Origin of the sequence: Streptomyces shaanxiensis (assembly GCF_039537145.1) — a bacterium.
GTDB lineage: Bacteria > Actinomycetota > Actinomycetes > Streptomycetales > Streptomycetaceae > Streptomyces > Streptomyces shaanxiensis.
In genome coordinates this window covers 68,239-85,178 of the sequence record NZ_BAAAZY010000011.1, presented here as the reverse complement: position 1 = coordinate 85,178, position 16,940 = coordinate 68,239, and the positions used below count along the sequence as shown (strand labels likewise).

The 16,940-nt window shown below is 69.0% G+C and carries 13 protein-coding genes, 1 tRNA gene and 1 pseudogene; 12 read left to right on the top strand and 3 right to left on the bottom strand.

Features of this window, described 5'->3' with window-relative positions:
- Positions 1-153: 153 nt before the first annotated feature.
- The 3 genes from ABD932_RS20030 to ABD932_RS20020 all read left to right on the top strand — a co-directional run bounded on the left by ABD932_RS20030 (position 154) and on the right by ABD932_RS20020 (position 3,487).
- Positions 154-1,359 (top strand): DNA polymerase III subunit delta', encoded by a 1,206-nt coding sequence (locus tag ABD932_RS20030; RefSeq protein ID WP_345014651.1) that lies wholly within the window; start codon positions 154-156, stop codon positions 1,357-1,359.
- A 160-nt stretch (positions 1,360-1,519) separates the two neighbouring features.
- The gene (locus tag ABD932_RS20025; protein WP_345014649.1) at positions 1,520-3,202 is read left to right on the top strand and encodes an alpha/beta hydrolase; all 1,683 of its coding nucleotides are present in this window, start codon (positions 1,520-1,522) and stop codon (positions 3,200-3,202) included.
- A gap of 211 nt (positions 3,203-3,413) precedes the next feature.
- Positions 3,414-3,487 (top strand) — tRNA-Thr (locus tag ABD932_RS20020).
- 2,054 nt (positions 3,488-5,541) lie between these two features.
- On the opposite strand, the gene ABD932_RS20015 is transcribed toward ABD932_RS20020, so the two are convergent.
- Entirely contained in the window at positions 5,542-5,934 is a 393-nt protein-coding gene (locus tag ABD932_RS20015; RefSeq protein ID WP_345014647.1) for a type II toxin-antitoxin system VapC family toxin, read from the bottom strand.
- Complete coding sequence (locus ABD932_RS20010; protein WP_345014645.1) at positions 5,931-6,209, bottom strand: hypothetical protein; 279 nt, start codon at positions 6,207-6,209, stop codon at positions 5,931-5,933. Before ABD932_RS20010 ends, ABD932_RS20015 begins: the two co-directional genes overlap by 4 nt.
- Before the next feature lie 104 nt (positions 6,210-6,313).
- Between ABD932_RS20010 and ABD932_RS20005 the strand changes: the two are divergent.
- Positions 6,314-6,527: pseudogene (locus tag ABD932_RS20005) on the top strand (hypothetical protein); the annotation flags it as partial.
- A gap of 499 nt (positions 6,528-7,026) precedes the next feature.
- Here ABD932_RS20005 and ABD932_RS20000 read toward each other — a convergent pair.
- Positions 7,027-7,749 (bottom strand): AlkZ-related protein, encoded by a 723-nt coding sequence (locus tag ABD932_RS20000; protein ID WP_345014643.1) that lies wholly within the window; start codon positions 7,747-7,749, stop codon positions 7,027-7,029.
- A gap of 181 nt (positions 7,750-7,930) precedes the next feature.
- On the opposite strand from ABD932_RS20000, the gene ABD932_RS19995 reads away from it, so the two are divergent.
- The 8 genes from ABD932_RS19995 to ABD932_RS19960 are packed head-to-tail and all read left to right on the top strand — an operon-like array spanning position 7,931 to position 16,940.
- Positions 7,931-9,139, top strand: a complete 1,209-nt coding sequence (locus ABD932_RS19995) for an ATP-grasp domain-containing protein (RefSeq protein WP_345014641.1) — start codon at positions 7,931-7,933, stop codon at positions 9,137-9,139.
- A gap of 47 nt (positions 9,140-9,186) precedes the next feature.
- The gene (locus tag ABD932_RS19990; RefSeq protein ID WP_345014639.1) at positions 9,187-10,359 is read left to right on the top strand and encodes an ATP-grasp domain-containing protein; all 1,173 of its coding nucleotides are present in this window, start codon (positions 9,187-9,189) and stop codon (positions 10,357-10,359) included.
- An 8-nt stretch (positions 10,360-10,367) separates the two neighbouring features.
- Positions 10,368-11,789, top strand: a complete 1,422-nt coding sequence (locus ABD932_RS19985) for a coproporphyrinogen-III oxidase family protein (protein WP_345014637.1) — start codon at positions 10,368-10,370, stop codon at positions 11,787-11,789.
- Positions 11,786-13,015 carry an MFS transporter gene (locus tag ABD932_RS19980; protein WP_345014635.1) on the top strand — a complete coding sequence of 410 codons (1,230 nt, stop codon included), beginning with the start codon at positions 11,786-11,788 and terminating at the stop codon, positions 13,013-13,015. The genes ABD932_RS19985 and ABD932_RS19980 overlap by 4 nt, the downstream gene beginning before the upstream one ends.
- Positions 13,002-14,216, top strand: coding sequence for an ATP-grasp domain-containing protein (locus tag ABD932_RS19975; RefSeq protein WP_345014633.1), 1,215 nt, complete (start codon positions 13,002-13,004; stop codon positions 14,214-14,216). The genes ABD932_RS19980 and ABD932_RS19975 overlap by 14 nt, the downstream gene beginning before the upstream one ends.
- Complete coding sequence (gene speD, locus ABD932_RS19970; RefSeq protein WP_283968021.1) at positions 14,213-14,602, top strand: adenosylmethionine decarboxylase; 390 nt, start codon at positions 14,213-14,215, stop codon at positions 14,600-14,602. Before ABD932_RS19975 ends, speD begins: the two co-directional genes overlap by 4 nt.
- Positions 14,599-15,930 carry a tryptophan 2,3-dioxygenase gene (locus tag ABD932_RS19965; protein ID WP_345014629.1) on the top strand — a complete coding sequence of 444 codons (1,332 nt, stop codon included), beginning with the start codon at positions 14,599-14,601 and terminating at the stop codon, positions 15,928-15,930. Before speD ends, ABD932_RS19965 begins: the two co-directional genes overlap by 4 nt.
- Positions 15,927-16,940, top strand: coding sequence for a methyltransferase (locus tag ABD932_RS19960; RefSeq protein WP_345014627.1), 1,014 nt, complete (start codon positions 15,927-15,929; stop codon positions 16,938-16,940). Before ABD932_RS19965 ends, ABD932_RS19960 begins: the two co-directional genes overlap by 4 nt.

Genomic DNA, 16,940 nt, shown 5'->3' with positions numbered 1-16,940 from the left:
CGGGGGCTGCGCGACCAGCCCTGCCGGCCCGCAGTCGCACGGCGGCCGTCGCCGGTCCCGCTCTCCAGGACCGCACTACCCGGCCCCCGTTGTCAGTGCCGCCCCGCACAATGGATCGCGCAAGACGAAGCGTGACGAAAGGCGGCGTGACCCATGACCGTATGGGACGACCTGGTGGGGCAGGAGCGGGTGAGCGAGCAGCTGGGCGCTGCCGCTCGGGACGCCGACGCTCTCGTCACCGCCGTCGCTGCCGAGGCCCCGCTCCCCGAGGCATCCAAGATGACGCACGCCTGGTTGTTCACGGGACCTCCCGGCGCGGGCCGGAACCAGGCGGCGCGGGCTTTCGCCGCCGCGTTGCAGTGCGTCAGCCCGGACCGGGCCCTTGGTGGTGCTCCCGGATGCGGTTTCTGCGACGGGTGTCATACGGCGCTCGTCGGCACGCACGCCGACGTCACCACCGTCGCCGCGGTCGGCACCCAGATCCTCGCCGACGACATGCGGGACACCGTCCGCAAGTCGTTCACCTCGCCGGCGAACGGCCGCTGGCAGATCATCCTCGTCGAGGACGCCGAGCGGCTGAACGAGAAGTCGGCCAACGCCGTGCTGAAGGCCGTCGAGGAGCCCGCCCCCCGCACGGTCTGGCTGCTCTGCGCCCCCTCCATCGAGGACGTCCTGCCCACCATCCGCTCGCGCTGCCGTCACCTGAACCTGAGCACGCCCTCGGTCGACGCCGTCGCCGACATGCTCGTACGGCGGGAGGGCATCGAGCCCGATGTCGCCGCCGCGGCGGCCCGCGCCACCCAGGGCCACGTCGACCGGGCCCGCCGTCTGGCCACCGATCCGTCCGCCCGCGAGCGCCGGGCCTCCGTCCTCAAGCTGCCTCTCCGGCTCGGCGAGGTCGGCGGCTGTCTCAAGGCCGCCCAGGAACTCGTCGACGCCGCCGCCGAGGACGCCAAGCAGCTTGCCGAGGAGCTCGACACCAAGGAGACGGAGGAGCTGAAGGCTGCGCTGGGGGCGGCCCAGGGCGGCAGGATGCCGCGCGGTACGGCGGGCGTGATGAAGGAGCTGGAGGACAAGCAGAAGCGGCGCCGTACGCGGACGCAGCGCGACAGCCTCGACCTCGCGCTGACCGACCTGACCGCTTTCTACCGCGACGTCCTCGCCCTCCAGCTGGGCTCCCGTGTCGCCCTCGCCAACACCGACGCCGAGGACGCCCTGGAGCGTCTCGCCCGCGACAGCGCCCCGGAGGCGACCCTTCGCCGCATCGAGGCGATCGCCGCCTGCCGCGACGCCCTCGACCGCAATGTGGCGCCGCTGCTGGCGGTGGAGGCGATGACGATGGCACTCAGAGCGGGCTGAGGTATTCACAGCGGGCTGAGGCACTCGGAGCGGGCTGAAGCGCCGCCGTCACCGCCGTCCCGCCGCCCAAGTGATCAACAAGAAATTGACCATGTAACTCGTACGAGCCGCGATGCGCACACAGGGCATCCAATCCACTGCGCAGAGTTACTCTCGCCTGATGTACACCAGGCGCAGCTCTCCAGTAAGTCCGGACCCGAGCCCGGCCGGGCTCGGCCGCCAACGCAGCGACCGCAGCGACCGCAGCCATCGCGGCGACTGGGGCGACAGGGGTGGCCGGGGCGACCGCTCAAGTCCCCGGCGGACCCGCGCCTTCGGCGCCCTCTTCGCCGCGGCCACGCTGCTCGCCTCCGCCTGCACCTCCGGCGGGTCGACGAACTCGGGACGCCCGGCGGCCGAGGCGGCCCTGGCCGCGCTGCCGCGATCGACGCCGGCCGCGCTCGCTCCGTACTACGGGCAGAGGCTGACCTGGCGCGACTGCGGGGCGCCCGGCTTCCAGTGCGCCACGATGAGGGCACCGCTCGACTACACGAAGCCGGACGACGGGAGCATCCGGCTCGCCGTGGCCCGCAAGAAGGCGACGGGACCGGGCGAGCGGCTCGGCTCGCTGCTCGTGAACCCGGGCGGCCCGGGCGGCTCGGCGATCGGCTACCTCCAGCAGTACGCGGGGATCGGCTACCCGTCCGACGTGCGCGCTCGCTACGACATCGTCGCGGTCGACCCGCGTGGAGTCGCCCGCAGCGAGCCCGTCGAATGCCTCGACGGGCGGGCGATGGACAGGTACACGCAGTCGGACTTCACACCCGACGACGAGAAGGAGACCGAGGAGCTGGTCGGCGCGTACAAGAGGTTCGCGGAGGGGTGCGGGGCGGACTCGCCGGATGTGCTGCGCCATCTCTCCACCGCCGAGGCGGCCCGGGACATGGACATCCTGCGGGCGACGCTGGGGGACCCGAAGCTGACGTACGTGGGGGCGTCGTACGGCACCTTCCTCGGGGCGACGTATGCCGGGCTCTTCCCGAACCGGGTGGGCAGGCTGGTCCTGGACGGTGCGATGGACCCCTCCCTGCCCGCTCGCCGGATGAACCTCGACCAGACGGCGGGCTTCGAGACGGCGTTCCAGGCGTTCGCGCGGGACTGCGTGCGGCAGCGGGAATGCCCGCTGGGCACGAAGGCCGGCGAGGTCGGCAAGAACCTCAAGTCCTTCTTCCGGAAGCTCGACGCGAAGCCCATCCCCACCGGCGATCCGGACGGCCGTCGGCTCGGTGAATCCCTCGCCACCACCGGTGTGATCGCGGCGATGTACGACGAGGGGGCCTGGGGCCACCTGCGTAACGCCCTGTCCGCGGCGATGGAGGAGAACGACGGCGCGGGCCTCCTCGGCCTCTCCGACAGCTACTACGAGCGCGACGCCGACGGCGGCTACAGCAACCTGATGTTCGCCAACGCGGCCGTGAACTGCCTGGATCTCCCGTCGGCCTTCGCCACCCCCGACGAGGTCCGTGCATCCCTCCCCGCCTTCGAGAAGGCGTCCCCCGTCTTCGGCGAAGGCCTCGCCTGGGCCACCCTGAACTGCGCGTACTGGCCGGTGGCCCCGACCGGCGAGCCGCACCGCATCGAGGCGAAGGGGGCGGCCCCGATCGTCGTGGTCGGCACCACCCGCGACCCGGCGACCCCGTACCGCTGGGCCCAGGCACTCTCCCACCAGCTCTCCTCGGCCCGCCTCCTCACCTACGAAGGGGACGGCCACACGGCGTACGGGCGGGGCAGCAAGTGCGTCGACAACACGATCAACGCGTATCTCCTCCGAGGGACGCCGCCCAGTCGGGAGAAGCACTGCTGACGGGCGGTGCGGAGGACGGCCCCGGAGGGTGGGATTCCGGGGCCGGGGCGGAGCCGAGGCGAGGGCTGGAGGGGTCGGCGGAAGGCCTGCGCAGGGTCCGCGCAGGGCCTCCGTAGAGCCCCCGGAGGGCCGGTCAGGCGTTGGTACGGAGCACTCCAGAAACTGTGTAGACTTACCGACGTTGCTGATCGCACCATAGTGCGGACGGCGCGCCGCCTTAGCTCAGATGGCCAGAGCAACGCACTCGTAATGCGTAGGTCTCGGGTTCGAATCCCGAAGGCGGCTCTTTTAAACCCCAGGTCATGCTTCTGACCTGGGGTTTCTTGTTGCTCGTACTGTGTCTTCCGCGCGGGAGTGTGCTCGTTGATCTGCGCAGACGGAATGCGTAGGTCCGGGGTTTGCCGGTGGAGAAGGTCCACGGGGATGGGCGTGTGGACATGCACTGAAGTGCTGTTTCATGGACGGTTGATGCCTGGTCAGTCCCGGTTGCCGATCATGGGGCACAAGGGGAGCGCATTGGCGCGTCGGTAGTGCGGCGGACGGTGTGTATGGCGGCGGGCCGGTGGCGGTTGCTGAGCGTGCAGAGGTTGTCGATGCCGGACAGCGAGAGGCACGGTCGGCCTCTGCGGCGTCGTTGACCCGAGAGACCGGGAAGTGCTGGCGGGCGTTCACCGAGGAGCTGCAGCCCGGGCCCCCGGCCGAGGAGGCGGACGATGTCGAGCGATGACTGTACGTTGGGGCTCTGGGCTCCCGGGTCGGCTACCGGGACATGGAACTGTTCATCGACGGGCTCGGCGACGCCGCCCTTGCCGACCCACCGGCTGCGGATCGCCCATGGCGGGTGGGGCGCCTTCCGGTGCTTCAAGGACGCCTCCGCCCGTGACGAGCGCTCGTGGCGTCCGTTCCACAGGTTCTGCGATGAGCGACAGCATGGTCGGGCCCGCGCCCGGCTGGCCGAGGAGGGCCATTGTCCGCGGGGCCCCGTACCGCAGACGAGGAGTACGCCGCGACCATGCGAGACCTGGGTACTGCCGTCCTGGCCTTCGGCCGCGAAGGTGGCGGCCTGAGCGCGGAGGAAGTGGCGGCCCGCGAGCAGGCGGCCGCTGAACGGATCAACCAACTGGTGGCCGCTTCCCGACCACTGGCAGCGCATGGCAGTTGCGCCTCCTGTGGTGAACCGTGCGGCCCCCTGGTACACACGTTGCGATGCCTGCCACTCCGCTCCCTTCTCCTACTATGACGCCGACTGGCCTGACTGGTAAGAGTGGGTCGGCTCTGGCCGCGTCTGCTTCTCCCACACCGCCGCAAGCGCCAACCGTCAAGGCTGGGGGTCAGTTGGGAAATGTTAATGAGTGTGAGATCAAGCGGCTTCCCACTTATCCGAAGTTCCGCGCCGAGGCGATCGCGGCGGGAGTCCGGTCAGCTCCGAGTTCCCGTCTGTGGGAGTCCATGACTGCCATGGGGAGGTTGCGTGACCTGGATGGTGACGACACGTGGCGGTTGGTCATCCTCGACTGCATCGTTCCCCGTTTCCGTTCACTGTCCACGAGGATCTCCCGTGATTTCCGAGTCGAGCGCGAAGAAATCCGGTCGGCCATGGTGGCAACGGCATTGGAGGTATGGGCAGACACGAAACGCCGGTCTCCGGTCGGGGACGGTCAGTCAGGCAGTGAAGACCTCGGGGCTGCCCCGATCCCTGATTTCCAACCCGAACCTCTACTACTATGCATCAGACCTCTACCCCTCGTTCATCGGGCTCCGAGAAGCCGCAGGCGTGATGGGGATCGCCGAATCTGCCGCACACCGACTCATCAGGGCAGGGCAGTTCCCTTTCCCTGCAGCGAGGGCGGGACGAAGCTACAAGGTCTCCGTCAGGGCCCTCATGCACTTCAAAGATATTCCGGACGCCATCGTCCATGTCGACGACATTGAGAACGGCGCCCTGCACGCGAGCGGCGGTGTACGGTGAGCCATGATGCCGTCAGCCGAATGCTTTGCCCTTCCTGATCTGCGGAGAGCCTAGGAATCCAAGCCTCCAGCATCGGTCGAGGGGCGCGAGGTCATCGGTGCTCAAGATCACGAGGGAAACCGCTTGGCGAGCGTCGCGCTCGACCTGCCTCACGGCCTGGTTGAGCGCCGTCCTCGGCTCCCTGCTGACCACCGCCGCGGTAGCGCTCTTCCTGCCACGACAGCAACCACAGCCCACGCCCGCTGCGCCGTAGCACCCGTCCGGGCAGCGCTCCACCACGTGAGCCGGAGCCCCCAAGCTGCCCCGGTCAGGATTCCCCCGCTTGGCCGGGTCTGTTCTTGCCCGCAGGGTCATCCCGCCTCGCACCGTGTCAGATCTTGATGACGTGGACCTCCGGGCCGCACAGAACGTGGAGGTCCTCGGGGTCGGACGTCAGGACGGTCACGGGGGTGGGTGAGGCGAGTGCGGTGGCGGCGACGATGGCGTCGAGGGCGTATTTGTGGCCGTGTAGGCCGGCTGCGGCGAGGAGTTTGCTGGCGTGGCGGGCGATGGCTTCGGTGGGCGGGATGATGTTCACGCGGGAGACGGCGTAGTCGAAGCGGGCTTGGTTGGTTTTGGGGTCGCGGGCTTCGACGAGGGTGACGGAGCTGGTGATGACGCGGATGTCCTCGGCCTCGGCGGCAGCCAGCCATTCGGTGAGCTCGGGGGTGCGTCGTACGAGTTTGGAAAGGCCTTCGCAGTCCAGGACGAGGGTGCCGCTCATCCCGCGTCAGCCGAGCCGGCTGCGTCGCTGCGCAGGAGCGCCCGCTTGGCCCCGACCGCTGCCTGATCCACCGGCCCGTGCTCGGTCTCCGCGTCTTCGATGAGTTCGCGCAGCCGGTCGCGTTCCAGTTGGCGCTGGATGAGGGCTTCGACGTAGGCGGACATGCCGCGCTTGCCGGTGCGTGCCTTGAGGGCGGCGATGGTGCCTTCGTGGAGGGAGACGGAGACCGGGCGGACGGGCCCTTCGCCAGGGGCGGGGTCGGAGGTGGTGGCCATGGAGCCATATTAACAAAACTCTTGTTATTAGGTGGGGTGATCCTGCGGCGTTGCGGCTTGACCGGAGGCACGTGGCGGATTGCCTCGCGGGGTACAGATCCTCTGTGATCACCAAGCGCGACGATGCGACCTGTGGGCTGACGCGCGAGGAACTGCTTGCACTGCCCGCGGCCGTGGACCTGGAGACGGCGAACCGCGCGCTGTCCCTCAGCCGCACCACCGGGTACCACCTAGCCAAGCGCGGCCGGTACCCGTGCACGGGTCCTGCGTCTGGGCAACGCCTACCGGGTCGTCACCGCCGACTTGTTCAAACTTCTCCACATCGACGTACCCGAGCGCACAGGCATCGGAGAGGAGGCGGCTGCGACAGTCGAGGCGGAAGTGGGCGCCTTCTCGTTGAGCTGGACCCCAAGGTCATGGTCACGGCCCCATGGCCGTGACCTTGGGGTCGGTGATGCCGGCTTGGAGGCGTCCGGTCGCGGTGCCGCCGGGGATGTGTCGAGGTCCAACTTCGGACCCGGCCGTCGGGCCGGCTCGGACGCCAGTACGTTTCCGGCCCCGTCGGCTGTCTGGAGTGCCAGGCCTCCGTTCTGACCCGCTGTCGGCTGGACGATCAGCCGGATGTCGGCGGTCGGCCTGCGCGGATGTCGATGTCACCGGGTGTCCCGTACAGGCTGACGCCGATACTGGAGTCCGGGCCGGTCACGCAGGCGCCGGGCCGGTCGAGGGTCCCGGAGCCGCCCTAGCCGCCCTTCTCGGACACGTTGCTCACGGCGGGCAGCCCGCTCTTGCGCAACGTGCGAGGTCGTCCCGCGCCTCAGGACTCCAGGGCCGCAACCGCCCTCTCCCGAGACCAGCCGAAGGCGCGGCACAGAGCAGCGGGCTTCGCCTCGACCATCGTGTCCACGAAACGGGCCGCCGCTCGCACATCGCGCTCGGCGCGGCTGCCGTGCGACGGCACGGAAAAGACCCGAGCGGTCAGCTCGATGACGCAGCTTGCCCAGCCGGGGCCCTCCTCGACACCGTAGTTGGTGATCAGCAGGCGACGGCCCAACTCGGTCAGCACCTGGTCGAACCTCTTGCCCGTCACTCCGACGGCATCGCGCAGCGCGCGGGTTGCCATCGGTCCCTCGTCCAGGAGGAGGTTCGCCAGTCGGCCGGCTTCCGCGGAGAGGCCGGTGGCCGAGAGAACGTCGTCCTCCTTGCCATCGAACTCGTAGAGGTCCGCGAGCAGTTGGCTGGAGAGAAGGGTCTGCTTGCCGGACAGGTAGCGGCCCAGCCAGGCGCGACCCTGGACGGGGATCGTGTCCTTCCAGGTCCACATCGCCTCCAGATCGTCTCCCCATCCGGAGGGGAGGCGGGGAAGGGATTCGTCGCGTGAGGCCTCGCGGAGCGACGGGTAGCGAGCGGCAGCTCCGCCGAAGAGCAGCGAGATGCCGACATCCTCGATGTATTCCCCCGCCTCCTCCAGGGAACGCAGCGGGGGACCGCCCTGCCACCAGCGTTCCCGGCGTGCCTCGGCGAGGGTGCCGCCTGCCACTCGTGATTCCCCCTTATGCGGTACATACCGGTCTTCGCGGGCCCGCCTGCGTCCACGATTTGGACACTTTCGGCTTCAACCTACGCGCCACACCGAGGCGAAACAAGCCTTGCTTGTTGGCTCGGAGTTGATGAATGATCGGGCCGCCGCGGTCCACAGGACCCGACAACTGGGGGATTTCATGGGGAAGTTACTGATGGTTGGGTGCGGCTGGATGGGCCGCCCCTATCTGGGTCGGGCCCATGCGCGTGGCCTGGACGTGTCGGTTCTGGACACCTCCGCCGCACTGGGGTGGGAGGAGACCAAGGCCGCTCTGGGCCCGGGCGACCGGGGGTACTCGGTGACGGCCACGGACGACGAGGGCTGGCTGGCCGCGGCCACCGCCGCCCTGGCCGATGGGCCGGTGGCCGGCGTGCTGGGCTTCTCGGAGCCGCACATCGTCGCGGCCGCGATGCTGGCCGAGGAGTTGGGTCTGCCGGGACCCGGGGTGCGGGCCGCGGTCATTTCCCGCAACAAGCTGATGCAGCGCGAGGTGTTCGGTCGGGCCGGCCTCAACCAGCCCGAGTACATGCACGCTCGGGACGTTCGGGCGGCCGAGTCGTTCGCGGTCGGCCGCTACCCGGTGGTGCTGAAACCTTTGTCCAGCATGGGCAGTCTGGGCGTGCGGATCGCCGCCGATCAGCACGAACTGCGAGCCTGGGTCAACGAGCAGCCCGCAGGGGCCTCGTTCCTGGTCGAGGAGTACCTCGACGGTCCGGAGTTCAGCGTCGAGGCCCTGATCGTCGACGGCGCACCCGTCTTCGAGAGCGTCACCGCGAAGACCACCACTGTGGCGCCCTACCGGGTCGAGCTGGCCCACCACGTACCCGCGGGACTCGACGCGGGGGACCGGCAGGCGATCTCGACACTGCTGCGACAGGTGATCGGGGCGCTGGGCATGCGTACCGGCGTCGTTCACTTCGAGCTCATCCTGTGCTCCGGCAGCCCGCACATCGTGGAGATCGCCACCCGCACGCCCGGCGACTACCTGATGGACGTCATCCAGGCCGCCACCGACGTAGACCTCTACGACGCCGCGGTCGCGGCGGCCTGCGGCCTCCCGCTCAACCTGCCGCTCGGCGCAACTGGGATCCCGCCGAGGGTGGCCTCGGTCTGGTTCCCGACGCCTCCGGCCGGCACGGTGAGCGCCGTCGAGGGCGTGGAGCGGGTGGAGAAGCTCCCTGGCGTGGTGAAGATCGAGATCGATGTGGCGCCCGGCGACGAGGTCCACGAGCTGCGATCCTCGATGGACCGGGTCGGCATGGTGGTCTACCAGGCCCCCGACCGGCAGGAACTCGATGCGGTGCTGGCCCGCGTGCGTGACGAGCTGCGCATCGCGGTGACGGCGTGAGCCGGTCCCCGGCTCACGGGGGAAGTGTCGTCCTGGTGGACCCGGCCATGACCGGGCACCCGTTCAAGGACGCCTGCCACCGTCGGGCTCTGCCGACCATCTCGCTGTACACCCTGGACGAGACGCTGCTCGCGTCCTACGACCCCGACTACCAGCGTGACGACGAGCAGGTCGTGCACGCTGCCGACGCGGGTGAGGCCGCCGGTCGGCTGGCGGGGCCGATCCGCGCGGTTGTCCCGACCACCGAGCCTTCGGTGGAGATCGGGGACCGGCTGAGCGAGCTGCTCGGGGTGCCGGGGAATCCGGCGGTCACCGCGTCGGCCCGGCGCTCCAAGGCGGCGATGCGATTACACGCCCTGGAATCGGGCATCCGTGTTCCGGCCTTCGAGGTCGTCTCCCGTGACCAGGTCGCCGCGGCGGCGGCGCGGATCGGCTCACCGGCCATCGCCAAGCCGCAGCGTGGTGCAGGCTCGCACGGGGTGACCGTTCTCCCGGATCCGGCAGACGTGGGGGACCTTCCGGCCCACGACCTGTTCGGCGGCGAGAACGAGGAATGGCTGGTCGAGGAGTACGTGCGCGGCCGGGAGATTGCCGTCAACTGCTTCAGCCAGGACGGCCGCCACCGGGTGCTGGACATGTGGGAGTACCGGCAGCCCGGCAGCGGCGACTACGACCAGCCGTACTGGGACCTGGTACAGCTCCGTCCGGACGATCCGGACTGGCCGGCCGCGGAACGCTTCGTCCTGGAGGCGCTGGACGCCTACCAGGTGAGGCTGGGGCCCAGCCATACCGAGATCAAGACGGATGCCGCCGGACCCTGCCTGGTGGAGCTGGCCAGCCGCCTTCCCGGCGCGCACATGACCGACCACTGGCGCCTGCACAGCACCATCCGTCCCTACGACGACACTCTCGCCGCGTACCTGGGCGAGGACACGGGGCTGCTCTCCCGCGACCTCGGATTCGACGCGGCGCTGGGCATCTGCTGCCTGCGCAACGACGACCGGCCCGGAGTGCTCACGGAGTTGGCCGGCCTGGACGAAGTCCGGCTGACCGCCGGGGTTGACGCCGTCTATCCCTGCGTCGCTCCCGGCGACTTCGTGCCTCTCACCCGCGATCTGGGATCCCTCATCGCTTTCGTGCTCGTCCACGGCCGGGACGCGGCCGAGGTCGACGCCCTGCTGCGCACTGTCCGTCAAAGCGTGCGATTGGAACTCAAATGATCAACCTCATGCCCGGCAAGACCCTGATGAAGTTCGACCGTCAGCTCCCCTTCTACAACTGGCTCTACCCGATGAAGGGCCAGGAGCTGGACACGGTCACGCACGACGAATTCCACTCCGGGATGCGAACGGAGGGGGTGCGGTCTCGCGCGCTCTACTTCCACATACCGTTCTGCGACACGATATGTACCTTCTGTACCCTCAACCGGGGCCTGGGGAGCACCGGGGACGAGCAGATCGAGACGTACGTTCAGGCCCTGCTCAAGGAGATCGCGCTCAAGGGCCGTTACGCCGAGGCCACTTCGATACCGATCCGGGCGATCTTCTTCGGTGGCGGCACTCCGACCACGCTGACCGCCGGCCAGATCACCCGTATCGGCCAGGCCGTGCGTGACCACTTCGACCTCTCGCAGCTCCAGGAGTTCACGTTCGAGGCAGAGGTCAAGAGCGTGACCGAGGAGAAGTGCGCGGCGATGCGGGACATCGGCGTGGACAAGGTCCGGTTCGGCCTGCAGAGCTTCGACCCGCTGTATCGCGAGCTGTTCAACATCACCGCGACGATCGAGCAGGAGTACGCCGCGGTCGAGCTCTTCAAGCGGTACTTCGAGCACACGAGCTTCGACATGATCTACGGGATGCACGGACAGACGTTCGAGCAGTTCTCTCGTGACATCGAATACGCCACGAGTCTGGGCACCCCGACGATGGAGCTGTATCCCATCAGCAACGTCGTCACCCAGGCGCCGCTCCACCGCTCGTATGAAGCGCGCGGCCTCAAGCCGCTGAGCTTCATCGACAAGATGGCCATGACCATCTACCTGAATCAGTACATGCGTGCCTCGGGGTTCCAGCAGCACAACGGACATGGCTATGTCCGCCTGCCGCAGGGGCAACGGCCGACGACGCCCTTCATCTCCCGCGACTACCTCAACCTGTACAACACCCACACCTGGTCGTATCACGACGACGAACTGATCGGTCTGGGCAACAGCGCCATCTCGCAGGTCGCCAACTACACCGTGATGAATGACGAGAACCGCGTCACGTACGTCAAGAACCTGCTGGAGAACGACGATGTGAAGATCAACATCACCGTAGGCGACGGCATCCCCTACGAGCGGGGAGTCATCCTGCATCTGCCCTACTTCGGCTGGCTCGACAAGAGCCGCATCGCCTGGGAGCACATCCCCGGCGAACTCACCGACAAGCTCGCCCTGTTGGTCTCCGAGGGAATGCTGGAGGAGGACGAGAAGGAGTTCCGGATCACCGAACTGGGCTGGGTCTGGTACGCCAACATGATGTACTACCTTTCGCCGGCCTCGGACCAGAAGGTGCTCGACGAGTTCACCGCTCTGAAGCGCAGGACCAAGGGCCTCACCGACGGCGACGACCGCATGCTTCCCCTGCTCCCGATGGCGTCGGCCCGGTGAACGAGCCCGCCGGAGGGAAAACTCCCCCACTGTGGCGGCTCGACGGTCTGCAGGCGCTGCTCGCGGCCGGCTCGCTGCTCAACGCCATCGCGTTCTTCGCGGCCATGCCCTTCGCGTCGATCTATCTGGCCTCCCACACCTCGCTGTCCGAGGTGGCCATCGGGGCCGTCGTCGGATCGATCGCTCTCATCGCCTCGGTCGGCGGCGTGGTGGGCGGGATGCTCGTCGACCGCTTCGGCACCGTGCCCATGATGGTCCTGGGGCTCTCCGCGTACGTGGGCATCTACGTGGGACTCACCGTGGTGGACGGGGCGCCCGCGATCGTCTCCCTGCTCCTGGGGCTGGGCGTGGCCCGCCTCTTCGTCGAGCCGGGCGGCAAGAAGCTGATGTCGCTCGCGGCCGACGAGGACGGCCGTATCTTCCGCGTGCGCTACATGGTGCTGTGCTTCGGCGGCATCGTAGGTCCGGCGATCGGCGGAGTCCTCTACAGCATCAGCGCCGTCGCGTTCTTCGCCGTTCCGGCCCTGTTCTACACGGGCTACCTGCTGCTGATCCTGGCCCGCCGCAAGCGGCTCGCGGCGCTGGAGGGCGGCGCCGAGGACGCAGGCCCGCGCTTCCCGCTCCGTGCCGCTCTGCGCGACCGGCTGCTGCTCGCCGCGACGGCCGCCGGGCTGGTCATCTTCTTCGTGTTCTCCCAGTTCGAGTCGATGATTCCGCTGTACATCGCGGGCGAGTGGGGCGAGGATGCCGTGCGCTACTTCGCAGGCCTCTTCATCGCCAACGCCGTCCTGGCGTTGCTGCTCCAGATGCCCATCGTGTGGCTGTCCCGGAAGGTGCGGCCGAACCTCATGGTCGTCATCGGCTGCGTCGGATTCGCGCTGTCGTTCGCGTGCTTCGCCGCAGCCGCTACCGAGGGCCTGTTCATGCTCTACCTGGGCATCGTCTTCTGGACCGTCGGTGAGGGCGTGCTGTTGCCGCTGCCCGACATCGCCGTCCACGAGATCGCGAGCGACGACCGCAAGGGCACCTACTTCGGCGTCGCCGAAATCCGCTACCTCGGGTTCTTCGCCGGCCCCTTCGTCGGCGGACTCCTGCTGGGCAGCGACGCCGTCTACTTCGTGGTGATGGCCCTGTCGATATTCGTGTGCGCGCCGCTGCTGATGTCCAGACGCAAGACCGCGGCGAGCAACGGACGAACGGAGGTGACCGTCGGTGCGGACGCATGACGACGGCCTGATCCTGCTGGCGCACCGGATTCCAGCCCAGGTCACGCCTGTGAGTGAGTGGCTGGCCGAGGTGGCGGACCGGGTCGTGCTCATCACCAGCGAGGAGGCCGGGCCGGGATACGCCGGCCAGTTCGGCGAGGTGATACCGGTCGCCGACTACTCCGGTTCCGATACCGTGATCGCCCATGTCGATCGGCTGTGCGCCGAGCGCACGGTGTCCGCCGTCGTCCACGGGACCGAGGACGACATCCTGCGGCTCGCCCGGGCACGCGACCGGCACGGGATCGCCGGACTCTCCGGTGCGGACGCGCTGGTCTTCCGGGACAAGCACGCCATGAAGGCCGCCGTGGCCGCGGCCGTGCCGACGCCCCGGTTCCTCGCCCCCGCCGGGCGCGCCGACGCCGAGGAGTTCGCAGAGCGGGTCGGCTGGCCAGTGGTCGTCAAGCCGCGGCTGGGCTACGGATCGCGTGGCGTTGCCGTGGTCCACGACGTCGGCGAGCTGACGGCCCAGCTGGCCGGCCATGATCCGGACGATGTCCTGATCGAGGCCTACCTGCCGGGTGCCGTCCACCATGTCGACGGCTTCATGCGGGAGGGCGAGGTGCTCTTCGCTCTTCCCTCACGCTATGTCAACTCGTGTCTGTCCTTCGCGGACGGAGAGAGCCTGGGCAGCGCCCAGCTCGACGAGCACGACCCGCTCGCAGAGCGCCTCGTCGCCTTCGCCGAGAGAGCCGTCGCCGCTCTGCCCCCGACCGGGTTCACCCCCTTCCACCTCGAGGTGTTCCTCCATGAAGACACGCAGGAGCTGTACTTCTGCGAGATCGGGGCGCGCCTGGGCGGCGGGCACGTGTACGAGACGCTCACCCTCAGCACCGGAGTCAACCCTGTTGAGCTCTGGTTCCGGGACCAGGCCGGAGTGAGCTGCGGCGAACTCCCCGTCTCCCGTGGTACCGAGTGCTATGGCTGGCTCCTCGTGCCCCCACGACGTGGCACTTTGGAGGAGATCACGGACATTCCCCTGCCGGATTCGGTGGTTCAGTGCCACCTGCCCGACGAGGTCCCCGCCGCCCACACTGCGGCCACGGCGTCGACGGACGCGGTCGTGTCGTTCGTCGTACGCGGCACCGACAACGCGGCGGTGGAAGCCGCTCTGCATGCGTGTGCGCGATGGGCCTCGGATGCTCTGAGGTGGTCGGTATGAGTGTGTTCGCCTTCTCCGGGACTCATGTGCTGTGCGACATCGTGGGCATCGCCGCCGAGCGGATCAACGACAACGAGCTGATTCTCGAGGCCATCAAGAAGGGCATCGAGGCCAGTGGGGCAGAACTGTGCGGGATGCAGACCAAGGAGTTCGAGCCCGTCGGCGTCACGGCGGTGTACGTCCTGGCCGAGTCGCACGTGTCGGTGCACACCTATCCCGAGCAGGGGTCGCTGTTCCTGGACGCCTTCACCTGCGGCACGCGCTGCGATCCGCGGCGCATCGTGGACGTGGTCCTCGAAGCGCTCGGGCCGTGCGAGCATCGCACCAGCGTGATGAGTCGCGGGGAACCGGTCCGCGTCCTGGCTTCCGCCGGGTACGCCGCATGATCGGCGAGGAGGTCCGGACGGCTCACGAGGAACTCGTCCGGCGCGGCACGGGTCTGGGGGCGGCCTGTGTGGCCGCCGCCGAGGCCACCGGCCGTCAGCGGGCCGGCTCGGACGCGCATGCGGCCATGGACGACTGGGAGAATCGATTCCTCTCCTTATTCCCCTACACGGAAGTGGTCACGCACTTCCAGGCGGTGGGGCGCACCCAGGCGGATCCGGCCCTGGTCCGGCGTCTTTCCGCGGTTCCCGCAGACCGGCATGACGCTTTCCTGGCGGCTTGGCTCCCGATGACCTGCGACCAGGAGACCGGAGGGTACGTCACCTACGCGGGCCTGCGTCCGCACCTGCTGGCGGCAGAAGCCGATCTCGACGAGGATGCCGATCTCGACGAGGATGCCGATCCCGCCCCGCCGCACGGCGGCGGGCGGGACCGGCTCCGTTCCCGCCTGGACGAACTCACCGTGGCGGTCCTGGGCGACCTCCTGCGCACGGAGGCAGCGACAGCCGGTCTGGGGGCGACGACGCCCGCGGTCCGCACTCGTCTCCGGGCGACGGCGCGACTGCTTGTCCTGTGCGGCGAACTCGCCCCCAGCCACCCGATCGACCCGTCCGTCACCGCCGACGTGGCCGCGGCCTTGGCGCGGACGCAGGAACCTCTGGAGCCGCTGGCCGAGGCATCGGTACGCGCCGCGAAGACCGTTCTGGAGCTGGTGTCCCCCTCGCTGGCGCGGACCGTCGCCCGCTCCTTGCTTCCGGTCACCTGCCTGCACGACGAGATCATGTTCATCCGCTCCATCCAGGTGTTCGAGGCGCTGTACGAGCAGATCGGACTCGCCGTCACCGAATCGCGCGACGCCCTCCTCGAAGAGCGGCTCGACGAAGCGGCCGACGCCCTGGCCGCGGTCACCGACCGGATGACCGTGCTCCCGGCACTCTTCCGGCTCCTGGGCACCATGCCGGTCGAGGTGTTCGCGGTGATCCGCGGGTACACCAGCGGCCGCAGCGCGGTCCAGTCCCGCTCCTACCGGCGTATCGAAGCCGCGTGCGCGCCCCACCCGCCGTCCGGTGTCGCGGACTCCCTGTGGACGGGACCGACCCTCCAGGAGGTCTGGACCGACGTCCGCACCCGCCCCGGCGCGGACCGGCTCACCGAGCAACTGAGGCGTCTGGACAGCTCGTGGCGCGGGATGAAGCGCAGCCACTGGGGCATCACGCTGCGCATCATCGGCGAGGTCCCCGGCACCGGCGGCACCGCCGGGGCCTCCTACTTGAAGACCACCTCCGAGACACCGCTGTTCCCGGCGTTGACGGGGAAGGGAGAACGTTGACAACGGACGAGGCAACCGCGGCCCGGCACAACGAGCTGGTCCGCCGCAAGATCATGGGATACCTGGTGTCGCGGTCCGTCTCCGCCGTCTGTGAAATCGGCGTCCCCGACCGCCTCGCGGACGGACCGATGCCGGTGGCCGAACTCGCACAGGCGGTGGGGGCGCATCCCGGAGCACTCGGTCGGTTCCTCCGGGTACTCGCCGGAGAGGACCTGTTCGACGAGGTGGCGCCGGACGTCTTCGGTCTCACCCCGCTCGGCACCCTGCTGTGCGCAGACACCCCGGGCTCGCTTCGCCAGTTGGTGGAACTGATGGGCGGCGAGGCCTACCGGGTCTGGGAGGCCGCGGACCACTCGCTGCGCACCGGGGACGCCGCGTTCCCCCATGTCTTCGGGCAGCCCTACTTCGAGTGGCTCACCGAACACCCCGACGCCGCCAAGCGCTTCGACGAGGGGCAGGCCGGACTCGTCGAGCTGCGGCTGCTGCCGCTGCTGGGCCTCGACTGGTCGGGCGTCGGTACCGTCGTGGACATCGGCGGGGGAACCGGCGCTCTGCTGAGCCGGCTGCTGACCCGCAACGTCCATCTTCGCGGGACGGTGTTCGACCTGCCGCATGTGGTGGCCGCCGCGGCCCCGGTGCTGGCCGACGCCGAAGTCGCCGACCGGGCGACCGTCGCCGAGGGCGACTTCTTCGAGCGGATCCCGCAGGGCGCCGACGTCTATGTCCTGTCGCAGATCCTGCACGACTGGGCGGACCGTGATGCCGTGCGCATCCTGCAGAGGTGCCGCGAGGCCATGGACGCCGACTCCCGCCTGCTGATCGTCGAGCATGTGCTCCCGGAGAACGTCGGGGCCGGCGCCGCGGGGTTGCTCGATCTGCACATGCTGGTGCTGCTCGGCGGCCAGGAGCGGACTCGGCCCCAGTGGGAGAGCCTGCTGGCCCGGGCCGGATTCCGCCTCGCGTCCGTCACCGAGGGACCGCGGTCCTCGGTACTGGAAGCCCGGGCATGA

What these genes read in the sequence shown, in the direction of transcription:
- speD (WP_283968021.1), top strand. Translation starts at nt 14,213, where the DNA reads ATGAGTGTGTTCGCCTTCTCCGGGACTCATGTGCTGTGCGACATCGTG.
- ABD932_RS20030 (WP_345014651.1), top strand. Translation starts at nt 154, where the DNA reads ATGACCGTATGGGACGACCTGGTGGGGCAGGAGCGGGTGAGCGAGCAG.
- ABD932_RS19985 (WP_345014637.1), top strand. Translation starts at nt 10,368, where the DNA reads ATGCCCGGCAAGACCCTGATGAAGTTCGACCGTCAGCTCCCCTTCTAC.
- ABD932_RS20025 (WP_345014649.1), top strand. Translation starts at nt 1,520, where the DNA reads ATGTACACCAGGCGCAGCTCTCCAGTAAGTCCGGACCCGAGCCCGGCC.
- ABD932_RS19990 (WP_345014639.1), top strand. Translation starts at nt 9,187, where the DNA reads ATGACCGGGCACCCGTTCAAGGACGCCTGCCACCGTCGGGCTCTGCCG.
- ABD932_RS19995 (WP_345014641.1), top strand. Translation starts at nt 7,931, where the DNA reads ATGGGGAAGTTACTGATGGTTGGGTGCGGCTGGATGGGCCGCCCCTAT.
- ABD932_RS19965 (WP_345014629.1), top strand. Translation starts at nt 14,599, where the DNA reads ATGATCGGCGAGGAGGTCCGGACGGCTCACGAGGAACTCGTCCGGCGC.
- ABD932_RS20010 (WP_345014645.1), bottom strand. Translation starts at nt 6,209, where the DNA reads ATGGCCACCACCTCCGACCCCGCCCCTGGCGAAGGGCCCGTCCGCCCG.
- ABD932_RS20015 (WP_345014647.1), bottom strand. Translation starts at nt 5,934, where the DNA reads ATGAGCGGCACCCTCGTCCTGGACTGCGAAGGCCTTTCCAAACTCGTA.